Here is a 21,621-nt window from a genome sequence, read left to right as displayed (position 1 = left end):
ATCGAAAGTTACGCTCCACAATTGATCCGAATCATTCCTATTATTCCTTACTTCTATTATTCTAGCTGAAGCGTTTCAGTACTATGTCGCACAAGGATCACCATTCAGACTGAGCCTTGTTATGATGCAAGAATATCCTGTACAAATCGCGGTGGCTGGCTCAGGCTAATCCTCCGATTTCATCGTGAATTCTGAAGCAGGAGTGATATGACGGTTCGCATTGCCATTAACGGATTTGGTCGTATAGGGCGCAACGTGTTGCGTGCACTGTATGAAACCGGCCGCCGTGCTGAGATTACGGTGGTTGCCATCAATGAGCTGGCAGAGGCCGCCGGAATGGCGCATCTGTTAAAGTATGACACCAGCCATGGGCGCTTCGCCTGGGATGTGCGTCAGGAGCGCGAACTGCTCTCCGTTGGCGATGACACGATCCGTTTGCTGCACCATACTGATATTGCGGCGCTGCCGTGGCGCGATCTGAATGTGGATATCGTGCTGGACTGTACCGGGGTTTATGGCAGTCGTGCAGATGGCGAAGCCCATTTGCAGGCGGGGGCCAAAAAGGTCCTGTTCTCACACCCTGGTGGTAACGATCTTGATGCCACAGTGGTCTTTGGCGTGAATGAAAAAGATCTGCTGCCTGAGCATTTGCTGGTGTCGAACGCCTCCTGCACCACGAATTGCATCATCCCTATTATCAAGCTGTTGGATGATGCGTGGGGTATTGAGTCGGGTACGGTGACAACCATCCATTCTGCCATGCATGACCAGCAGGTGATTGATGCTTATCACCCGGATTTACGCCGTACACGTGCGGCCAGTCAGTCGATTATTCCTGTCGACACTCGCCTGGCTGCCGGGATTACGCGTTTCTTCCCAAAATTTAACGATCGTTTTGAAGCGATTGCTGTGCGTGTTCCCACCATCAACGTGACGGCCATTGACCTCAGCGTCAGTGTGCGGGATCCCGTCAGCGCCTGCGAGGTTAACGCCCTGCTGCAAAGTGCGTCAGAAGGGGCATTTAGTGGTATAGTTGACTACACGGAATTGCCGTTAGTCTCCATTGATTTTAACCATGATCCGCACAGTGCTATTGTCGACGGCACCCAAACGCGGGTCAGTGGTCAGCACCTTATCAAGACGTTAGTCTGGTGCGATAACGAATGGGGCTTCGCTAATCGTATGATCGATACGACGTTAGCGATGGCCGCCAGCGGTTTCAGGTAAGGCGCGTACAGCGTCTGTAAAACTTTGAGAATCAACGAGAGGGTTCACCATGTCTGTAATTAAGATGACCGATCTGGATCTGGCTGGTAAACGTGTTCTGATCCGTGCGGATCTGAACGTGCCAGTAAAAGAAGGGAAAGTGACGTCTGATGCACGTATTCGCGCTTCTCTGCCGACCATTGAGGCGGCACTGAAGCAAGGCGCAAAAGTGATGGTCACCTCGCACTTGGGTCGCCCGACCGAAGGTGAATACAACGAAGAGTTTTCTCTGCTGCCGGTAGTGAACTACCTGAAAGACAAGTTGGGTGCAGATAACGTTTCCCTGGCAAAAGATTACCTGGACGGTGTTGAACTGACCGCGGGTAAACTGGTTGTTCTGGAAAACGTGCGCTTTAACAAAGGCGAGAAAAAAGACGACGAAACCCTCTCTAAAAAATATGCTGCCCTGTGCGACATCTTCGTGATGGATGCTTTCGGTACTGCTCACCGTGCTCAGGCGTCTACCCATGGCGTGGGCAAATTTGCACCAATCGCCTGTGCGGGTCCGCTGCTGTCAGGTGAACTGGAAGCGCTGGGCAAAGCCCTGAAAACCCCGGCACGCCCAATGGTTGCCGTGGTTGGTGGTTCTAAAGTGTCTACCAAATTCGATGTGCTTAACTCGCTGGTGAACATTGCAGACACCGTGATTGTGGGTGGGGGTATCGCGAACACCTTCGTGGCTATCGACAACAACGTGGGTAAATCTCTGTACGAACCTGATTTCGTGGCTGCCGCTAAGAAACTGCGCGACGAATACAAAATTCCGGTGCCAACTGACTCTCGCGTAGGCACGGAATTCTCTGAAACTGCACCTTCTACCGTGAAGAAAGTGTCTGAAGTTCAGGACAACGAAGAGATCATGGACTTTGGTGACGAAACCGCACTGGCAATGGCTAAGTTGTTGAAAGAAGCCAAAACTATTCTGTGGAACGGCCCGGTAGGCGTGTTCGAATTCCCGAACTTCCGCAAAGGCACCGAAATTATCGCGAACGCGATTGCAGACAGTGACGCATTCTCCATTGCCGGCGGCGGTGATACGCTGGCCGCTATCGACCTGTTTGGTATCGAAGATAAAATCTCTTATATCTCTACCGGTGGCGGTGCATTCCTTGAGTTCGTGGAAGGCAAAACCTTACCTGCGGTTGCCATGCTTGAAGAGCGTGCAAAGCAGAAGTAATTAAACCTCAGAGCGGGGTATAAGTACCCCGCATGAGAACTGAATCCTTTAATACGACCGAAGAAACAGGACAAGCTAACATGTCTAAAATTTTTGATTTCGTAAAACCAGGCGTTGTCACCGGTGACGACGTGCAGAAGATCTTCCAGGTAGCGAAAGAGAACAAATTCGCTCTGCCAGCAGTTAACTGCGTGGGCACTGACTCCATCAACGCCGTTCTGGAAACCGCAGCGAAAGTTAAAGCGCCGGTTATCATTCAGTTCTCCAACGGTGGTGCAGGTTTCATCGCGGGTAAAGGCCTGAAATCTGACAAGCCACAGGCTGCGGCTATTTTTGGTGCCATCTCTGGCGCACATCACGTTCACCTGATGGCTGAACACTATGGCGTGCCTGTTATTCTGCACACTGACCACTGCGCTAAGAAACTGCTGCCGTGGATCGACGGTCTGCTGGATGCGGGTGAAGAGCACTTCGCTAAAACCGGTAAGCCACTGTTCTCTTCTCACATGATCGACCTGTCTGAAGAGTCTCTGGAAGAGAACATCGAGATTTCCAGCAAATACCTGGCGCGCATGGCGAAAATCGACATGACCCTGGAAATTGAACTGGGCTGCACCGGTGGCGAAGAAGACGGCGTGGACAACAGTCACATGGACGCTTCTGCTCTGTACACTCAGCCAGAAGACGTGGATTACGCTTACACCAAGCTGAACGCTATCAGCCCGCGTTTCACTATCGCTGCTTCATTCGGTAACGTGCACGGCGTGTACAAGCCAGGCAACGTGAAACTGACCCCGACCATCCTGCGTGATTCTCAGAAATACGTCAGCGAAAAACACGGCCTGCCAGTGAACTCACTGGACTTCGTGTTCCACGGTGGTTCCGGTTCATCAGCAGCTGAGATCGAAGAATCTATCGGTTACGGCGTGATCAAAATGAACATTGATACCGATACCCAGTGGGCAACATGGGACGGCATCCTGCAGTACTACAAAAAGAACGAAGGCTATCTGCAGGCGCAGCTGGGTAACCCGGAAGGCGCTGATAAGCCGAACAAGAAATACTACGACCCACGTGTATGGCTGCGCTCTTCACAGGCTTCCATGATCGTGCGCCTGGAGCAGGCATTCAAAGAGCTGAACGCAGTCGACGTACTGTAAGTTCCCGCTCTGTTTAAAAAAGGCCCTGAGGGGCCTTTTTTTATGCATTCAGTTCTGAATTGTCAGGTAATTTCGCCGCTTATTTGGCACAACCCCCTTTTCTTGTTTACCCTTAACCCCATCGGCTGCTGGTTGAACGGCAGATATTCGAATGCCCATTTTGGGCCTGAAAAAGGACAGGGGAATGGATGATTTAAATGTGGTAAACGGCATCAATAATGCGGGTGGCTGGCTGGTGCGTAACCAGGCGCTGTTGTTGAGCTATGCGGTCAATATCGTTGCGGCCATTGCGATTATCATTATCGGTATGATTGCTGCCCGATTTATTTCCGGGACGGTGAATAAGCTGCTGGTAGCACGAAAAATTGACCCTACTGTCGCTGACTTCCTGTCCGGGTTGGTGCGCTACGGCATCATTGCCTTTACGCTGATTGCTGCGATGGGGCGTGTAGGCGTGCAGACAGCCTCGGTGATTGCTGCACTGGCAGCCGCAGGCTTTGCGTTTGCACTGGCTCTGCAAGGTTCGCTCTCGAACCTGGCCGCGGGTGTACTGCTGGTCACCTTCCGTCCGTTCCGCGCGGGAGAGTTTGTTGATCTGGGCGGTGTGATGGGAACAGTGCTTAATGTACAGATCTTCTCGACCACATTACGCAGTGCTGACGGTAAAATTGTTGTGGTGCCAAATGGCAAAATCATTGCGGGGAATATCATTAACTTCTCCCGCGAGCCAGAACGCCGCAATGAATTTATTATTGGCGTCGCCTACGATGCTGATATCGATGAAGTGCTGACACTGCTGCGCGGCGTGGTGGATGCCGAGCCTCGCGTTCTGCAGGAGCGCGGTGTGCAGATTGGCCTGAACGAGCTGGCCGCCTCTTCGGTTAATGTGGTGATTCGCTGCTGGAGCAAAGCGGGTGACTTACAGGATGTCTACTGGGACCTGATGAGAAACTTCAAACGTACGCTGGATGCCAACAACATCGGTATTCCTTACCCGCAGATGGATGTTCATCTGCACCAGGTCAAAGCGCCAGAAGCAGAAGTGGCGAAAGCGGAATAATCCTGTCAGGGCCGGCCATTTTCCGGTCGGCCCTTATCTTACTTTGCCCCTCTCAGTATTAGCCTTTCTTATTAACCATTAAATCTTTCAATTTCCCCTAATGATATTGCCGCTATACACTTGCCGAAAATCTTGAATGGTGAGGCGATTGTGATGTTATCCGTTTATTTTCAGGGGGTTGCTATGGGCGCAGCGCTTATTCTTCCGCTTGGCCCGCAGAATGCCTTTGTGATGAATCAGGGCGTGCGCCGCCAGTATCATCTGATGACCGCTGCACTCTGTACGCTGAGTGATATTGTGCTGATCTGTGGCGGAATATTTGGTGGTAGCGCATTGCTTAACCAATCCGAGCTGCTACTCAATCTGGTAACGTGGGGCGGAGTGGCTTTCCTGCTGTGGTATGGCTGGGGCTCGCTGAGAACAGCGTTCAGTGGCGATATCAACCTGGCGTCTGCCGCTGTTTTAAAGCAGGGACGCTGGCGCATTGTCGCGACCATGATGGCGGTGACCTGGCTCAATCCGCACGTCTACCTGGATACCTTTGTGGTGTTGGGCAGTCTGGGCGGGCAGCTACCGGATGAAGCGCGCCGCTGGTTTGCTTTAGGCTCCGCCAGCGCCTCAGTACTGTGGTTCTTCGGCCTCGCGCTGCTAGCCGCCTGGCTGGCACCGCTGCTGAACACCACGCGTGCCCAGCGCATTATCAATCTGCTTGTGGGGTTGGTGATGTGGGCAATTGCGCTGAAGCTGGCGCTACAGGCGCTCGGGATAGCGTAGCGGGAACTCACTATCAGAATCGATGTCATAGTGTGATGCGCTAATGTGCCCTAAAATATGTTGTACCGCCGCATTTTGACGGAATAATTCGCTATCGACTGACCGATGGCGCTATCGATAAGATAATGACAGACCCCATGGAGGAAGCAGTGAAGCTAACGAAACTGGCCCTGGCCGCAATGATTGGATTGGGTACTTTACCCTTAGCAGTGCAGGCTGATGAATTACCCAATGGCCCGCACGTGGTGACCTCCGGGCAGTCGAGCGTTGATGCCACGCCGGATATCGCAACACTGGCTATCGAGGTGAGTGTTTCTGCTAAAGATGCCGGTGAAGCGAAAAAACAGGCAGACAGTCGTGTTCAGCAATATTTTGATTTTCTGAATAAAAACAGCATAGAGAAGAAAGATATCAACGCTGCCAACCTGCGTACTCAACCGGAATATGACTATCTGAAAGACGGTAAATCGGTGCTGAAAGGCTACCGTGCTGTGCGTCAGGTTCAGGTCACGCTGCGTCAGCTGGATAAGTTGAATGAACTGCTCGATGGCGCACTGAAGTCAGGCCTGAACGAAATTCGTTCGGTTGAACTGGGTGTGGCAAACCCTGAAGAGTACAAAGCGAAAGCGCGCAAAGCTGCTATTGATGATGCAACAAAGCAGGCGGGCGATCTGGCACAGGGCTTCGGTACGAAGCTGGGCCCGGTTTACAGCATTCGTTATCACGTGGCTAACTATCAGCCAATGCCGATGGCACGGATGTACAAAGCCGCTGATGCTGCGCCAATGACCTCTGCCGCCCAGACCTATGAGCAGCAGAGTATCCATTTCGACGACCAGGTTGACGTGGTATTTGAATTGCAGCGTAACCCTTAATCCACGCAGTCTGACCGCAACAGAAGGCCAGCCTCTACGCAGAATGTCGTAGGGGCTGGCCTTTTTTCTGGCCGCCCCCTGGCCGGGTTATTCTGTATCCTGGCGCAGCACACGATGACCATGCGCCAGCAGGGCATCGGTCACCTTGCGCATCAGGCGGCTTTCTGGGGCAAAGCGGTGCCAGTAAAGCATCCGGCGCTGTAACAGACCCGGCGTTAAATCAATCAATTCCCCTTCCGCCAGTTCGCGCTCAATCTGCAAATGCGGGATCATACAGCAGGTGGTTCCCTGACGGGCCAGCTGCACAAAAGCTTCTGACGAGTTGACGATATGGCAGGGCACGCTGCCCGGTGACAGATCAAAGTTTTGCTGTAAAAACGCCTGATGCATATCATCCAGATGGTCAAACGCCACGGCGGGTGCTTTCAGCAGCGCAGAGCGCGTCACGCCATTTGGGAAGTAGCGGGCAGCAAACTCTTTTGAACCGACAAACAGATAGTCGAGCGCACCGAGCTGATCGACCAGACAGCTCGGCAACGGCTGTGGCTGGATACTGACGGCACCGACCACTTCACCACGACGCAAGCGTTCCTGGGTGCGGGTTTCATCTTCCACCTGAAGATTCAAGCGTACTGGCGAATCAGTCAGCACGGTTTTCAGCGCGGGCAGCAGCCAGGTCGCGAGACTGTCGGCGTTCACCGCCAGCGACAGCAGTAACGGCGTGGTGCCGCTATTATCGTCACCCAACCACTCTTCTTCCAGCAGTTCTACCTGGTGCAATAACGCCAGCAGTTTCTGGCCCTGTTCCGTTGGGCGCGGCGGTACGGTTCGCACCAGCAAAGGCTGGCCAAACATATTCTCAAGCTGCTTAATGCGCTGTGAGACCGCAGACTGGGTAATACAGAGCTTTTGCGCGGCACGTTCAAAGCCGCGCTCGCGAATCACTGCATCCAGCGCCTGAAGCGTTCGATAATCCGGGCGTTTCATTAATCGTTCTACTCTCTTTCAGGTGTGGTTGTGCACTATGCCATAGATTGGGGGTATAGCTTACGCCACTTTACGAATCAACCACTTTGTGGGGTGTGTTCCAATCCTGTGAATCAAACGCCGTGGAAGGCGGTGATTTTGCCCAGCCTTGCTTTATACTACGCGCACACAGTGGCTCACAGGTTTTAAACATACCATGACACAAGACGAACTGAAAAAAGCTGTCGGCTGGGCAGCTCTGGATTACGTCACTCCGGGCACTATCGTTGGCGTTGGCACCGGGTCGACTGCTGCCCATTTCATTGATGCACTGGCGTCGATTAAACATCAGATTGAAGGAGCGGTCTCCAGCTCAGAAGCTTCCACGGCCAAACTGAAAGGCTACGGCATCCATGTCTTCGATCTTAACGAGATCGATCAGCTGGCGGTCTATGTTGACGGTGCCGATGAGATTAACGGGCAGATGCAGATGATCAAGGGCGGCGGCGCAGCGCTGACGCGCGAGAAAATTATTGCAGCCGTTGCCGACCGCTTTATCTGTATTGCGGATGCATCCAAGCAGGTCGATGTGCTGGGGCGTTTCCCTCTGCCGGTAGAAGTTATCCCGATGGCGCGCTCGTACGTTGCTCGCGAACTGGTGAAGCTCGGTGGTCAGCCGGAGTACCGCCAGAACGTGGTGACCGACAATGGAAACATTATTCTTGATGTTCATAATATCAAAATCATTGACCCCATTCGGCTGGAAGCAGCAATTAACGCGCTGCCAGGCGTAGTCACTGTGGGTCTGTTTGGTGCCCGTGGTGCCGATGTGGCGCTGATCGGTACAGCCAACGGCGTGCAAACTATTCAGAAATGATCTCTCTGGCACCCGCGGGTGCCGGTTATTTTTATGCGAAAAACATCTTTTCTTTTGCAGGCGAAATTTAGTGACTTATGTCACATAGTTGCTGCCTGAGGCGCGATCCTCCTGAAGGTTCACGTTGCACCATGATTTTCTGCCGCAATGTTCTGTGAGTCGGGGGCGCCATGCTGGAGGCCAGGCAATCGTTTGTATTGCCGCCAGCGTAGATTTTGTTATTTTGACAGAAGGCTATCTTATATCCCCGCGTTTTTCCCATTGCAGCCGACAGCGATTATGTTGGTCAACGAGAACAATGACAGGGATTAAGCCACATCTGAAGTCTGCTAAATAGGGTCGGGAAATGGCAAAAGTATCACTGGAGAAAGACAAAATTAAATTCCTGCTGGTGGAAGGCGTTCACCAGAGTGCAGTTGATAATCTGCGCTCTGCTGGCTACACCAACATTGAATTTCACAAGGGCGCATTGGATAGCGAAACACTGAAAGAATCCATCCGTGATGCGCACTTCATCGGGCTGCGTTCGCGCACCAACCTTACCGAAGAGATCTTTGCTGCGGCAGAAAAACTGGTTGCCGTTGGCTGTTTCTGCATCGGGACAAACCAGGTTGATCTGAATGCGGCAGCGAAGCGTGGTATTCCGGTGTTTAACGCACCTTTCTCCAATACCCGATCCGTAGCTGAACTGGTGATCGGTGAGCTGTTGCTGATGCTGCGCGGTGTTCCGGCGGCCAATGCGAAAGCACACCGTGGCGAGTGGCATAAACTGGCTGTGGGTTCCTATGAAGCACGCGGCAAAAAGCTGGGCATCATTGGTTACGGTCATATCGGTATGCAGCTGGGTGTGCTCGCCGAGAGCCTGGGTATGCATGTGTTCTTTTACGATATTGAGAGCAAACTGCCGCTGGGTAATGCCACGCAGGTACAGCATCTCTCTGACCTGCTGAATATGAGCGATGTTGTGAGCCTGCACGTGCCTGAAACGCAGTCCACCCAGAATATGATGGGCCCGGAAGAGTTGGCGCTGATGAAGCCCGGCGCACTGCTGATTAACGCCTCGCGCGGAACCGTGGTGGATATTCCTGCGCTGTGCCACGTGCTGGCCACTAAGCACCTGGCGGGCGCGGCGATTGACGTTTTCCCGGAAGAACCTGCGACCAACAGCGATCCGTTCAATTCACCGCTGTGTGAGTTCGACAACGTGATCCTGACACCCCATATCGGTGGGTCGACCCAGGAAGCTCAGGAGAACATCGGTATTGAAGTCGCGGGTAAACTGGCCAAGTACTCTGACAATGGCTCTACACTGTCGGCGGTTAACTTCCCGGAAGCCTCGCTGCCAATGCACGGTGCGAATGCCAGCCGTCTGATGCACATCCATGAGAACCGTCCAGGTGTACTGACGGCGATCAACCTGATCTTTGCTGACCAGGGTATCAACATCTCCGCTCAGTATCTGCAAACGACACCGCAGATGGGTTACGTGGTCATCGACGTTGATGCACCGCAAGATGTGGCTGATAGAGCACTGCAGCTGATGAAGGCAATTCCTGGTACCGTTCGCGCACGTCTGCTGTACTGATTGTCGTGTTGTTCATGCCTCAACCTTGAGGCATTGATTCAGCCTGATGGATAATGAATACCCGCAAGATTTCTCGCCGCAGGAAGGCGACAACTGAACAAATCCCCGGGAGCTTACTGAAGTAAGTGACCGGGGTTTGTGAGGGCAGGCAACACACCTGTGGTGTGAAAGATAAAGGGTATTACCATTGCCAGATTTTTGAAGGCGTAATCAACGCAGGTAAGGGAATATCCCATTGCTCTACCGGCAAGGTGTCTACCTGCTGACAATCATGCGCCAGCCCTATCGGCATAAAGCCGTGCTGCTGCCAGTTCTGTAGCGTCCTGTCATAAAATCCGCCCCCCATCCCCAGACGTTGTCCTCCGGCATCAAACGCCACCAGTGGCACGATCAGCACATCCAGCTCGCTTAACGGCAACAGATTGCGGATATCCAGCGGCGGTTCAGGAATACGCAGGCGGTTTATCTTCAGTTCAGTCTTCTCATCGTAACGCAGAAACAGTAACTGACCCGTCGAGAAAGGATGAAGCACGGGCAGGTAAACCTGCTGCTTTCGCTGCCACAGTTTGGCGATTAATGGTCGGGTATTGATCTCGCCATCGACGGAAAGAAACAGTGCGATATGCTGCGCCTGCTGTATCGGGGCAAAATTCAGGGCATGGTCTGCCGCCTGCACTGCGGCAAGTTGCTGCTGTTCATCGCTGATTTCACGACGCAAATTGCGTACGTGCTTACGGATATCCTGACGAAGCATCAATGTGGGGTTCATCACGTGGCTGACTCCATGAAATCGTACAGAAGCGTGCCGGATAGCTTAGAGAAAAATGAAATCGATCGGGAGGGGAGAACAAAAAAGGGAGGTTCTCCGAGATGCCGCCGCAGGCTGTAACCCTTGAACCCATGGTTCAAGGTGAGTATGCCGTCGTAACCATCAGGCTTCTCGGACGGACCGAGCTTGCGCACAGGTTACAGAGCGTCACACTCTGTTTGGTATTAATTATCGGCTCAGGGGACGGGCCCGCTTGCAAACATCTCAGAGAATTTTTTACTTCACCGTCACTCTATCACAGGTAACGCTAAAGTGTTATTCGAACTTCGCACCGGTACGTTCAGTTATGCGACCTTGCTCAAGCAATGCTTGTTCAATGGTCTGTTGTAGCATCCGAATTCGTTGTTCCATGTTCGACGCATAGTCACGGGTTTTGACTTTTTCCTGCGCGAGTTCATGGCAAATGTTCAGTGCTGCAATGAATACCAGTTGCTCTGTATTTGTGACTCTAGTGCGAACTTTTAAGTCTTGCAACCGTTGATTGAGGTCTTCGGCAGCCAGATTCAGCGCATCTTGCTGTTCGGGCGGACAATTTACTCTTAATGAACGGCCAAAAATTTGAATATCTACCGGTTGTGCAGACATGCCACCATCCTGACTGATTACTGCGCCCGCAATCACCCTTACCGCTCAAGGGCTTGGGAGGGGCGCCACTATAACTACCCCTAATATAAGAAACAACCCCTTTCTGGAATCGTTGAGGCACCTGGTGGTAGCATATCACGAACTTATCCAGCCAACGACGATCAAAACTCATGTCACTAACCAACATAATGCCGGGCTACAACACGCTGGCCTCAGTACTGACGCAGCAGGGCGTAGGAATGACCCCTGCAGAAATGCATGGCCTGATCAGTGGATTGATCTGTGGCGGCAGCCATGACAGCAACTGGCAAACGCTGGTGCACGACCTGACAAACGAAGGCATGGCGTTCTCACAAACCCTGGCGCAGCCTTTGCAGGAGATGCACGAAGCGATCGGCAACTCACTGGAAGATGAAGGCTTCCTGTTCCAGCTTTATCTGCCTGAAGATGACGACATCACTGTATTCGACCGTGCTGATGCACTGGCCGGCTGGGTGAACCATTTCCTGCTGGGTCTGGGAGTGGCGCAGCCAAAAATTGGTCAGGTCAAAGGGGAAACCGGTGAAGCCATCGACGATCTGCGTACTATCGCACAGCTCGGTTATGATGAAGATGAAGATCAGGAAGAGCTTGAACAGTCGCTGGAAGAGGTGATCGAGTATGTGCGCGTCGCCGCACTGCTGTGTCACGATACCTTTACCCGCGCGATACCGACCAATGTCGTGATGAAAAAGCCAACGCTGCACTAGGGCTGGGCCATCCCGGCCGCCAGTGGTGATTTAACGGAACAGCATTCAGGAGGTCAAATGACCCAGCAAGAGTTTTTGCGCCGCCGTCAGGCGCTGTTAGCGAAGATGGCTCCGGCCAGCGCGGCGGTGATCTTTGCCGCACCGGAAGCAACGCGCAGTAACGACAGCGAGTATCCCTACCGACAGAACAGTGATTTTTGGTACTTCACCGGGTTTAACGAGCCGGAAGCCGCGCTGCTGCTGATTAAAAGCGCTGACAATCATAATCACAGCGTCCTGTTCAACCGCGTACGGGATCTGACGGCAGAAATCTGGTTTGGTCGTCGTCTGGGTCAGGATGCTGCACCTGCGACCCTGGCCGTTGACCGTGCTCTGCCGTGGGATGACATTGGCGATCAGCTGCATCTGCTGCTGAACGGCCTGGATGTGGTTTACCATGCTCAGGGCCAGTATGACTTTGCTGACGCCGTTGTTTTCAAAGCACTGGAGACACTGCGCCGTGGCTCACGACAGAACCTCTCTGCGCCCGCGACGCTGACCGACTGGCGCCCATGGGTGCATGAGCTGCGTCTGATTAAATCACCTGAAGAGCAGGCGGTGCTGCGTGAAGCCGGGCGCATCAGCGCACTGGCCCACACGCGCGCAATGCAAACGTCGCGCCCCGGGATGTATGAATACCAGTTGGAAGGGGAAATTCATCACGAATTTAACCGCCACGGTGCCCGCTTCCCGTCCTACAACACCATCGTTGGCGCGGGCGATAACGGCTGTATTCTGCACTACACCGAAAACGAAAGTCAGATGCGCGAGGGGCAGCTGGTGCTGATCGACGCCGGGTGCGAACTCCAGGGGTATGCGGGCGATATCACCCGAACCTTCCCGGTGGGGGGCAAATTTACCGCACCGCAGCGCGCCATCTACGACATTGTACTGGCGGCGCTTTACCGCTCACTGGAGCTGTATCGTCCCGGCACCAGCATTCGTGATGTCACGGCGGCGGCGGTTAACGTCATGGTCAGCGGCCTGGTGAAACTGGGCATTTTGCATGGCGATGTCGACATGCTGATTGCTGAAAATGCCCACCGTCAGTTCTTTATGCACGGCCTGAGCCACTGGCTGGGGCTGGACGTGCATGATGTGGGTGACTACGGTGTGGACCGGGACCGTATTCTGGAAGTGGGCATGGTGCTGACTATCGAACCGGGTTTATACATTGCGCCAGATGCCGATGTACCCGCCGAGTACCGTGGTATTGGGATTCGCATTGAAGATGACATCATTATCACCGCTGAAGGTAACGAAAACCTGACAGATACGGTGGTGAAAGATGCCGATGAGATTGAAGCATTGATGGCGGCAGCGAAGCGTTCATGAGCATAATTATCGCAGGGGGAGGGATGGCTGGCGCTACGCTGGCACTGGCGATCTCACACCTGACGCAAGGAAAACTGGCGGTAACGCTGGTCGAGGGAACAGAGCCTGCCAGCCGTGCCCATCCCGGCTTTGACGGACGGGCGATTGCTCTGGCCGAAGGCACCTGTCAGCAACTGGCCGCTATCGGCCTCTGGCCGGTGCTGGCATCGGCTGCGACCGCGATCACCGATGTGCATGTCAGCGATCGCGGGCATGCCAGTTTTGTCTCGCTGGCGGCGGCTGACTACGATGTGTCGGCGCTGGGCCAGGTGGTTGAGCTGCATGAAGTTGGGCAGCGACTGTTCGCCCGTCTGAAAAAAGCATCCGGCATCACCCTGCGCTGCCCGGACAAAGTCGCCGGGGTGGAACGCACTCAGGAGAGCGTCAGCGTGTTACTGGAGAGCGGTGAGCGGTTGACGGGCGATCTGCTGGTGGCGGCCGATGGTTCTCGTTCACGTGTGGCTGCTGCCTGCGGTTTACAGTGGCAAAGTGCGGATTACCAGCAGGTGGCCGTCATCGCTAACGTCTCGACCCAATTACCGCATCAGGGGCAGGCGTTTGAGCGCTTTACTGAACATGGGCCGCTGGCACTGCTGCCGATGTCCGGGGGGCGTAGCTCACTGGTCTGGTGCCATCCGCTGGCGCAGAAAGCGGCGGTCGATAGCTGGAGCGATGCGCGCTTCCTCACGGAATTACAGAAAGCCTTTGGTTGGCGGCTGGGGCGCATCACCCAGGTGGGGCAGCGCGACAGTTATCCGCTGCAACTGCAAACCGCTGCGCAGCATATTTCCCATCGACTGGCGCTGGTCGGTAATGCGGCACAAACGCTGCATCCGATTGCCGGTCAGGGGTTTAACCTCGGTATCCGTGATGTCATGTCGCTGGCGGAAACGCTGGCGGCCGCATGGCGTGCCGGGCAAGGGGTCGGGGCGTATGCCACGCTGAACCACTATCAGCAACGACGTCAGCCGGACGCGCAGGCCACGATCGGCATCACCGACGGGCTGGTCCGACTGTTTGCAAACCGATATACGCCGCTGGTTGCAGGGCGCAACCTGGGGCTGATGGCGATGGATCATCTGCCGCCATTACGTAATTTGCTGGCCGAGCGCACGTTGGGCTGGGTTAAGCGTTGAGGAGAAAGCAGTCATGCAAACCTATGATGTGATCATCGCCGGTGGCGGAATGGTTGGGCTGGCCGTGGCCTGTGGCCTACAGGGCAGCGGATTGCGCGTTGCGGTACTGGAGCGCGAAATACCGCAGGCGCTGGATAATGCCGCCCCTCCTGCGTTACGCGTTTCTGCGATTAATGCGGCCAGCGAACGCCTGTTGCAGCATCTTGACGTCTGGGATGCGATCCTCAGTTCCGGTGCCAGTGCCTATCACGGCATGGAAGTGTGGGACCGTGACAGTTTTGGTCATATTGCTTTTGATGATGAGCAGCAGGGATTAGCGCACCTCGGGCATATTATTGAAAACCGGGTCATTCACCAGGCGTTGTGGCAACGGGCAGAAAGCCTCAGCGATATCACGCTGGTGGCCCCAGCGGAGCTTCAGCAGGTAGCATTTGGTGATAATGAAGCCTTTGTCACGTTGCAGGATGGCAGCATGATGACCGCCCGGCTGCTGGTGGCCGCAGACGGTGCCAACTCCTGGCTGCGCAACAAAGCCGATATTCCGTTGACCTTCTGGGATTATCAGCACCATGCGCTGGTCGCCAATATCCGCACGGCGCAGCCCCATGAGTCGGTAGCCCGTCAGGTGTTTCACGGTGACGGTATTCTGGCCTTCTTACCACTGCGCGATCCGCACCTCTGTTCGATTGTCTGGTCGCTGTCGCCGCAGGAGGCTTCGCGCTTACAGGCGATGCCGGAAGCGGTGTTCAACCAGCAGCTATCGGTGGCGTTCGATATGAAGCTTGGCTTGTGTACGCTTTCAAGTGAACGTCAAACCTTCCCGCTGATGGGGCGCTATGCGCGTAATTTTGCGGCACATCGTCTGGCACTGGTAGGCGATGCGGCACATACCATTCACCCGCTGGCCGGGCAGGGCGTTAACCTTGGCTTTATGGATGCCGCCGCGCTAATCGGTGAGGTTAAGCGCCTGCAACAGCAGGGCAAAGACATTGGACAGCACCTTTATCTGCGCCGCTATGAGCGCACTCGCAAGCACAGTGCCGCCGTGATGCTGGCCAGCATGCAGGGGTTCCGCGAGTTGTTTGACGGCAACAACCCGGCGAAGAAACTGTTGCGTGATGTGGGTCTTGCCCTGGCAGATAACCTGCCAGGCGTGAAGCCGCGTCTGTTGAAACAGGCGATGGGCCTGCACGACCTTCCTGAGTGGCTGCGTTGAGCTGAATGAAAGAGCAGGGGAGCTGAGGCTCCCCTTTTTTACGCCTGTTATTCCGTCATTCTCCTGCTGCGCAATCAGAGGGCAAGGGTTGCCCCCTTTTTGCACATCGTTTGAAAAATTCTAATTTCACCTGTCACTTCGCATTACTTTTAATAATGTCAGCGCTATTCTGCGGAAGTCATTTTTTAGGCCAGGAATGCCATCACTATGTCTTTTAACTGTCCTGTTCCCCATTAATTGCCATCTTTGTGTGTGATAACGCATTTTTCCAGCGGAAAAAACCAGAAAATGGGTTCTGCTCCTTTTTGGCTCAGAGCGAATTCGACCTCGTTTATCTTATGGTTAATTGACAACTTCAGTGGTAAGTTCGTAGCGAAGGTAACGATTGCGTTGGCCGCAGCAGGCGGTAAAAAACACTCGTCAGCAACCGGATGGCACAGGAAAACTATGACTCAGCAAACCCCGACTCAGCAGACCCCGTTATTCGAACAACACCATGTAAGTGGTGCCCGCATGGTCGATTTTCATGGCTGGATGATGCCGCTTCACTACGGCTCTCAGATGGATGAACATCACGCGGTACGTACTGATGCCGGGATGTTTGACGTTTCCCATATGACCATCGTCGATCTGCGCGGTGCGCGCACCCGCGAGTTTCTACGCTATCTGCTGGCCAACGATGTCGCCCGGCTGACTCAGCCCGGCAAAGCCCTCTACACCGCCATGCTCAATGCATCCGCTGGCGTAATAGACGATCTGATTGTTTACTTTATGAGCGAAGACTTTTTCCGACTGGTGGTTAACTCCGCCACACGTGAAAAAGATCTGGCGTGGATCGGCGAGCATGCAGCGGCCTTCGGTGTCCTGCTGACAGAGCGTGATGACCTCTCGCTGATTGCCGTACAGGGGCCTCATGCTCAGCAAAAAGCACAAACCTTATTCAATGAAGAACAGCGTGCGGCAGTCAGCGGCATGAAGCCGTTCTTCGGCGTTCAGTCCGGCGAACTGTTTATTGCCACGACCGGGTACACCGGGGAGTCTGGCTATGAAATTGCCCTGCCCAATGAGCAGGCGGTCGGCTTCTGGCAACAACTGCTGGCTGCGGGGGTGAAACCTGCGGGGCTGGGCGCGCGCGATACCCTGCGTCTTGAAGCCGGAATGAATCTCTACGGCCAGGAAATGGACGAAGGGGTTTCTCCGCTGGCCGCCAATATGGGCTGGACCATTAGCTGGGAACCCACCGACCGCCAGTTTATTGGCCGCGAAGCGCTGGAATTTCAGCGCGAGAAGGGAACGGAACAGTTGGTGGGTCTGATCATGACGGAGAAAGGTGTGCTGCGTAACGCATTGCCAGTGCATTTTACCGATGCCGATGGCAACCTGCGTGAAGGGATTATTACCAGCGGCTCATTTTCCCCAACGCTGGGTTGTAGCATCGCCCTGGCGCGTGTCCCTGCGGGCATTGGTGAACATGCCGTGGTGCAAATCCGCAACCGCGAAATGCCGGTGCGCGTCACTAAACCTGTTTTTGTTCGTGCCGGTAAACCGGTGACAAAATAGTGATTCCACGCCGCAGAACTTCTGCGGCGTATAAAGATAAGACGATTTTTGGAGAGCATGTTGATGAGCAATGTACCAGCAGAACTGAAATACCGTGACAGCCATGAATGGGTGCGTAAAGAGGCCGATGGCACTTATACCGTTGGGATTACCGAACACGCGCAGGAACTGTTAGGTGACATGGTGTTTGTTGACCTGCCGGATGTGGGCAACACCTACAGCCAGGGCGAAGACTGTGCGGTGGCAGAGTCAGTCAAGGCAGCCTCAGATATTTATGCACCGTTAAGTGGTGAAATCGTGGAAGTGAACAGCGGTCTGGATTCAGAGCCGGAACTGGTCAACAGCTCCCCGTACACCGATGGCTGGTTGTTCCGCATCAAAGCGGTTGATGATACCGAGTTTGAGACGTTGTTAGATGCGGCCGCCTATCAGGGACTGATTGAATAAGCGATCCCATCGCTATCTTACTTGTCATTTCGGGATTGGGCAGTGCTCTGAATCCTCACGTACTTTGTGTACGCTCCGGTTCTTGCGCGCTGTCCGCACCCGAACTGACTGCGCCGATAACGCTATGTCATATTGCTTTGTTAGCGAGTTGGCCATTTTTACCTACCACTTATGCCCGATGCAGGATTGACCGATCATGACCCAGAAACTCAGCCAGCTTGAACATCACGGTGCATTTATCGAGCGCCATATTGGACCTTCGCAGGAACAGCAGGACGCCATGCTTCATGCTATTGGCGCGGCCTCACTGACCGATCTGATAACCTCGATTGTGCCCGCCGACATCCAGCTTCCCAGCCCGCCCGCGGTGGGTGATGCGCTGACGGAGCATCTGGCGCTGGCCGAGTTGAAAGCGATTGCAGCGCAGAACCAACGCTATAAATCTTATATCGGCATGGGTTATACCCCCGTGCTGACACCACCGGTGATCCTGCGCAATATGCTGGAAAATCCGGGCTGGTACACCGCTTACACCCCTTATCAACCGGAAGTGTCGCAGGGGCGACTGGAAGCGCTGCTGAACTTCCAGCAACTGACGCTGGATCTCACCGGGCTGGATATTGCTTCCGCCTCCCTGCTTGACGAAGCCACCGCCGCAGCCGAAGCGATGGCGATGGCGAAGCGCGTCAGCAAACTGAAACACGCCAACCGTTTCTTTGTCGCGGATGATATTCATCCTCAGACGCTGGATGTGGTGCGTACCCGTGCGGAAACCTTCGGGTTTGACGTGCTGGTGGACAAAGCGGAAAAAGTGCTGGAGCTGGACGATGTCTTTGGTGTGCTGCTACAGCAGGTGGGGACTGGCGGGGAAGTGCATGATTATGCTGACCTGATTACCGAGCTGAAAAGCCGCAAAGTGGTCGTGAGCGTGGCGGCCGACATGATGACGCTGGTGCTGTTACAGGCACCGGGTAAACAGGGCGCAGATATTGTCTTCGGTTCTGCCCAGCGTTTTGGCGTGCCAATGGGTTACGGCGGCCCACATGCTGCCTTCTTTGCTGCGCGTGACGAGCATAAACGCTCGATGCCAGGACGCATTATCGGCGTATCCCGTGATGCCGCCGGTAATACCGCACTGCGTATGGCGATGCAGACCCGCGAACAGCATATCCGCCGCGAGAAAGCCAACTCCAACATCTGTACCTCGCAGGTACTGCTGGCCAATATTGCCAGCCTGTATGCGGTTTTCCACGGTCCCGTTGGCCTGAAGCGGATTGCCAGTCGCATCCACCGCCTGACCGATATCCTCGCGCAGGGCTTGCAGCAGCGCGGTCTGAAACTGCGCCATACAACCTGGTTCGATACCCTGACGGTCGAAGTCAGCGATAAAGCGGCGGTGCTGGATCGGGCGCTGAGCTTTGGCATGAATCTGCGCAGCGACATTCTGAATGCCGTGGGCATCACGCTGGATGAAACCACCACCCGTGAAGATGTGACCGCACTGTTCTCTGTGCTGCTGGGTAATGAACATGGGTTGGATATCGATGCACTGGATACCGACGCGCAGGCGATCCCGGCGGCGATGATCCGTCAGGAAGCGATCCTGACCCATCCGGTATTTAACCGTCATCACAGTGAAACCGAGATGATGCGTTACATGCATAGCCTGGAGCGTAAAGATCTGGCTCTGAACCAGGCAATGATCCCGCTCGGCTCCTGCACCATGAAGTTGAACGCGGCGGCGGAGATGATCCCCATCACCTGGCCCGAATTTGCCGAACTGCACCCGTTCTGCCCGGCAGAGCAGGCAGGCGGCTACCTGCAAATGATCGGTCAGCTTTCCCGCTGGCTGGTTCAGCTGACGGGTTACGATGCACTCTGTATGCAGCCGAATTCGGGGGCGCAGGGGGAGTACGCCGGTCTGCTGGCGATCCGCCGTTACCACGAAAGCCGCAACGAAGCGGGGCGTCATATCTGTCTGATCCCAAGCTCAGCACACGGTACCAACCCAGCTTCTGCACAGATGGCGGGCATGGAAGTGGTCGTAGTAGCCTGCGATAAGCAGGGCAATATCGATCTCCACGATCTGCGTTTGAAAGCCGAACAGGCGGGCGACGCGCTCTCCTGCATTATGGTGACCTACCCGTCGACCCACGGTGTTTATGAAGAGACGATCCGTGAGGTCTGTCAGATCGTTCATCAGTTTGGTGGCCAGGTCTATCTCGATGGTGCCAATATGAATGCCCAGGTGGGGATCACCACGCCGGGCTATATCGGCGCAGATGTGTCGCATCTGAACCTGCACAAAACCTTCTGCATTCCGCACGGCGGCGGCGGGCCAGGTATGGGACCGATTGGCGTCAAGGCGCACCTGGCACCGTTTGTTCCGGGCCACAGTGTGGTACAGATTGAAGGCATGCTGACCGGACAGGGCGCGGTTTCTGCTGCACCGTTTGGCAGCGCCTCCATTCTGCCTATCAGCTGGATGTATATCCGCATGATGGGCGCGGAAGGGCTGAAGCAGGCGAGTTCCGTGGCGATCCTCAATGCCAACTACATTGCTCACCGTCTGCAATCGGCTTATCCAATCCTCTACGCCGGACGTGACGGCCGCGTGGCGCACGAATGCATTCTGGATATCCGCCCGCTGAAAGAGCAGACCGGCATCAGCGAGTTGGATATCGCTAAACGCCTGATCGACTACGGTTTCCATGCGCCGACCATGTCATTCCCGGTGGCCGGTACGCTGATGGTGGAACCGACTGAGTCAGAGAGCAAAACCGAACTGGACCGCTTTATCGATGCCATGCTGGCGATCCGCAGTGAAATTGACCGTGTCGTCGAGGGTGAATGGCCGCTGGAAGATAACCCACTGGTGAATGCACCGCATACCCAGATGGAAATTGTCGGCGAGTGGGGCCATCCTTATACGCGTGAACTGGCGGTATTCCCGGCCGGGAGCGCGAATAAATACTGGCCAACAGTGAAACGTCTGGATGATGTTTACGGTGACCGTAATCTGTTCTGTTCCTGTGTACCGATGAGCGAATACGAATAACCGCATCGTGATCAGCGGCGGATAATCTGTAAGGGTTGACCTTCGTTTCGGTCAACCCTTTTTTATGGGATAAACAGCATGAAAATCGCATTAGTGACAGGCGGCAGTCGCGGCATTGGCCGGGCTACCGCCATTCTGTTGGCACAAATGGGCTGGCGGGTCGCCGTCAACTACGCCCGGCGCACCGATGCTGCGCTTGAAGTCGTGGATATGATTGAGCAGCAGGGAGGCAGTGCTTTTGCCCTTCAGGCGGATATCGCTGATGAAGCGCAGGTGATGGCGATGTTTGCTGACATCGACCGTCAGCCGGGGCAATTGACGGCGCTGGTCAATAATGCCGGTATCCTGTTTCAGCAGGCCACGCTGGAACAGCTCACGGCAGAGCGCATTAACCGGGTCTTTGCCACCAACGTCACGGGCAGTTTTCTTTGCTGTCGCGAAGCGGTTAAGCGCATGGGCCACCATCACGGTGGGAGCGGCGGGGCGATTGTCAATGTTTCCTCGGCGGCCGCCAGAACGGGGGCGCCGGGTGAATATGTTGATTACGCCGCATCAAAAGGGGCAATGGATACGCTGACTAAAGGGCTATCGCTGGAAGTGGCGGCGCAGGGTATCAGAGTGAACGGCGTGCGTCCGGGCTTTATTTACACCGACATGCATGCGGACGGGGGGGAACCGCAGCGGGTCGATCGACTGGCACCCGGCATTCCAATGCAGCGCGGTGGCCAGCCGGAAGAGATCGCGCGCGCGATTGCCTGGTTGCTCAGTGATGAGGCGTCATACATTACCGGAACATTTATTGATGCGGCGGGCGGCCGCTGAGATAACGTGGTCGGATGATGGCAATAAACGATAACGCCTAAGGCCAGTTCTTATCGGGTAGAGGGG

General features: G+C 54.8%; 19 protein-coding genes and 1 other RNA gene. 16 read left to right on the top strand and 4 right to left on the bottom strand.

Features of this window, described 5'->3' with window-relative positions; translation table 11 throughout:
• Positions 1-207: 207 nt before the first annotated feature.
• The 6 genes from epd (at position 208) to HHI26_RS06845 (ending at position 6,312) form a co-directional block, all read left to right on the top strand.
• Positions 208-1,227, top strand: coding sequence for an erythrose-4-phosphate dehydrogenase (gene epd / locus HHI26_RS06870; RefSeq protein WP_159337591.1), 1,020 nt, complete (start codon positions 208-210; stop codon positions 1,225-1,227).
• Between the two features lie 49 nt (positions 1,228-1,276).
• Positions 1,277-2,443: a phosphoglycerate kinase gene (gene pgk / locus HHI26_RS06865; protein ID WP_133846174.1), complete on the top strand. Its 1,167-nt coding sequence runs from the start codon at positions 1,277-1,279 to the stop codon at positions 2,441-2,443.
• A gap of 80 nt (positions 2,444-2,523) precedes the next feature.
• Entirely contained in the window at positions 2,524-3,603 is a 1,080-nt protein-coding gene (gene fbaA / locus HHI26_RS06860; RefSeq protein WP_133846175.1) for a class II fructose-bisphosphate aldolase, read from the top strand.
• Between the two features lie 184 nt (positions 3,604-3,787).
• The gene (gene mscS / locus HHI26_RS06855) at positions 3,788-4,663 is read left to right on the top strand and encodes a small-conductance mechanosensitive channel MscS (protein WP_133846176.1); all 876 of its coding nucleotides are present in this window, start codon (positions 3,788-3,790) and stop codon (positions 4,661-4,663) included.
• 153 nt (positions 4,664-4,816) lie between these two features.
• Complete coding sequence (gene argO / locus HHI26_RS06850) at positions 4,817-5,437, top strand: arginine exporter ArgO (RefSeq protein ID WP_133846177.1); 621 nt, start codon at positions 4,817-4,819, stop codon at positions 5,435-5,437.
• 149 nt (positions 5,438-5,586) lie between these two features.
• Positions 5,587-6,312 (top strand): oxidative stress defense protein, encoded by a 726-nt coding sequence (locus tag HHI26_RS06845; RefSeq protein WP_171148819.1) that lies wholly within the window; start codon positions 5,587-5,589, stop codon positions 6,310-6,312.
• Positions 6,313-6,399: 87 nt separating this feature from the next.
• Here HHI26_RS06845 and HHI26_RS06840 read toward each other — a convergent pair whose 3' ends face one another.
• Entirely contained in the window at positions 6,400-7,299 is a 900-nt protein-coding gene (locus HHI26_RS06840; protein ID WP_133846178.1) for a LysR family transcriptional regulator ArgP, read from the bottom strand.
• A 196-nt stretch (positions 7,300-7,495) separates the two neighbouring features.
• Between HHI26_RS06840 and rpiA the strand changes: the two genes are divergently transcribed.
• Together rpiA and serA are read left to right on the top strand one after the other, a co-directional pair.
• The gene (gene rpiA, locus HHI26_RS06835; protein WP_171148818.1) at positions 7,496-8,155 is read left to right on the top strand and encodes a ribose-5-phosphate isomerase RpiA; all 660 of its coding nucleotides are present in this window, start codon (positions 7,496-7,498) and stop codon (positions 8,153-8,155) included.
• Between the two features lie 346 nt (positions 8,156-8,501).
• Positions 8,502-9,740 carry a phosphoglycerate dehydrogenase gene (gene serA, locus HHI26_RS06830; protein ID WP_133846180.1) on the top strand — a complete coding sequence of 413 codons (1,239 nt, stop codon included), beginning with the start codon at positions 8,502-8,504 and terminating at the stop codon, positions 9,738-9,740.
• A gap of 181 nt (positions 9,741-9,921) precedes the next feature.
• Here serA and HHI26_RS06825 read toward each other — a convergent pair whose 3' ends face one another.
• The 3 genes from HHI26_RS06825 to zapA form a co-directional block, all read right to left on the bottom strand.
• Entirely contained in the window at positions 9,922-10,509 is a 588-nt protein-coding gene (locus HHI26_RS06825) for a 5-formyltetrahydrofolate cyclo-ligase (protein ID WP_133846323.1), read from the bottom strand.
• A gap of 89 nt (positions 10,510-10,598) precedes the next feature.
• A non-coding RNA gene (gene ssrS / locus HHI26_RS06820) (6S RNA) lies at positions 10,599-10,783 on the bottom strand.
• Between the two features lie 41 nt (positions 10,784-10,824).
• On the bottom strand, positions 10,825-11,154 hold the full coding sequence (gene zapA, locus HHI26_RS06815) for a cell division protein ZapA (RefSeq protein ID WP_062744299.1): 330 nt from the start codon (positions 11,152-11,154) through the stop codon (positions 10,825-10,827).
• Between the two features lie 170 nt (positions 11,155-11,324).
• Between zapA and HHI26_RS06810 the strand changes: the two genes are divergently transcribed.
• The 8 genes from HHI26_RS06810 (at position 11,325) to HHI26_RS06775 (ending at position 21,555) form a co-directional block, all read left to right on the top strand.
• Entirely contained in the window at positions 11,325-11,903 is a 579-nt protein-coding gene (locus HHI26_RS06810; RefSeq protein ID WP_133846181.1) for a YecA family protein, read from the top strand.
• A gap of 57 nt (positions 11,904-11,960) precedes the next feature.
• Complete coding sequence (pepP, locus tag HHI26_RS06805) at positions 11,961-13,277, top strand: Xaa-Pro aminopeptidase (RefSeq protein ID WP_133846182.1); 1,317 nt, start codon at positions 11,961-11,963, stop codon at positions 13,275-13,277.
• A complete protein-coding gene (gene ubiH / locus HHI26_RS06800) occupies positions 13,274-14,452 on the top strand; it encodes a 2-octaprenyl-6-methoxyphenyl hydroxylase (RefSeq protein WP_133846183.1) in 1,179 nt (392 codons plus the stop codon). The genes pepP and ubiH overlap by 4 nt, the downstream gene beginning before the upstream one ends.
• Before the next feature lie 13 nt (positions 14,453-14,465).
• On the top strand, positions 14,466-15,668 hold the full coding sequence (ubiI, locus tag HHI26_RS06795) for an FAD-dependent 2-octaprenylphenol hydroxylase (protein ID WP_171148817.1): 1,203 nt from the start codon (positions 14,466-14,468) through the stop codon (positions 15,666-15,668).
• A 447-nt stretch (positions 15,669-16,115) separates the two neighbouring features.
• Complete coding sequence (gene gcvT, locus HHI26_RS06790; RefSeq protein ID WP_159337598.1) at positions 16,116-17,228, top strand: glycine cleavage system aminomethyltransferase GcvT; 1,113 nt, start codon at positions 16,116-16,118, stop codon at positions 17,226-17,228.
• Positions 17,229-17,291: 63 nt separating this feature from the next.
• Complete coding sequence (gene gcvH / locus HHI26_RS06785) at positions 17,292-17,675, top strand: glycine cleavage system protein GcvH (RefSeq protein ID WP_133846186.1); 384 nt, start codon at positions 17,292-17,294, stop codon at positions 17,673-17,675.
• 196 nt (positions 17,676-17,871) lie between these two features.
• Positions 17,872-20,733, top strand: coding sequence for an aminomethyl-transferring glycine dehydrogenase (gene gcvP / locus HHI26_RS06780; RefSeq protein WP_171148816.1), 2,862 nt, complete (start codon positions 17,872-17,874; stop codon positions 20,731-20,733).
• Between the two features lie 78 nt (positions 20,734-20,811).
• Positions 20,812-21,555: an SDR family oxidoreductase gene (locus HHI26_RS06775; RefSeq protein ID WP_171148815.1), complete on the top strand. Its 744-nt coding sequence runs from the start codon at positions 20,812-20,814 to the stop codon at positions 21,553-21,555.
• Positions 21,556-21,621 lie beyond the last annotated feature (66 nt).

It is taken from the genome of Erwinia sp. JH02 (assembly GCF_013074405.1).
GTDB classification, from domain to species: Bacteria; Pseudomonadota; Gammaproteobacteria; order Enterobacterales; family Enterobacteriaceae; genus Erwinia; species Erwinia rhapontici.
Note: the sequence above shows the minus strand (reverse complement) of the source record. Positions and strands in the feature narration are given on the sequence as shown.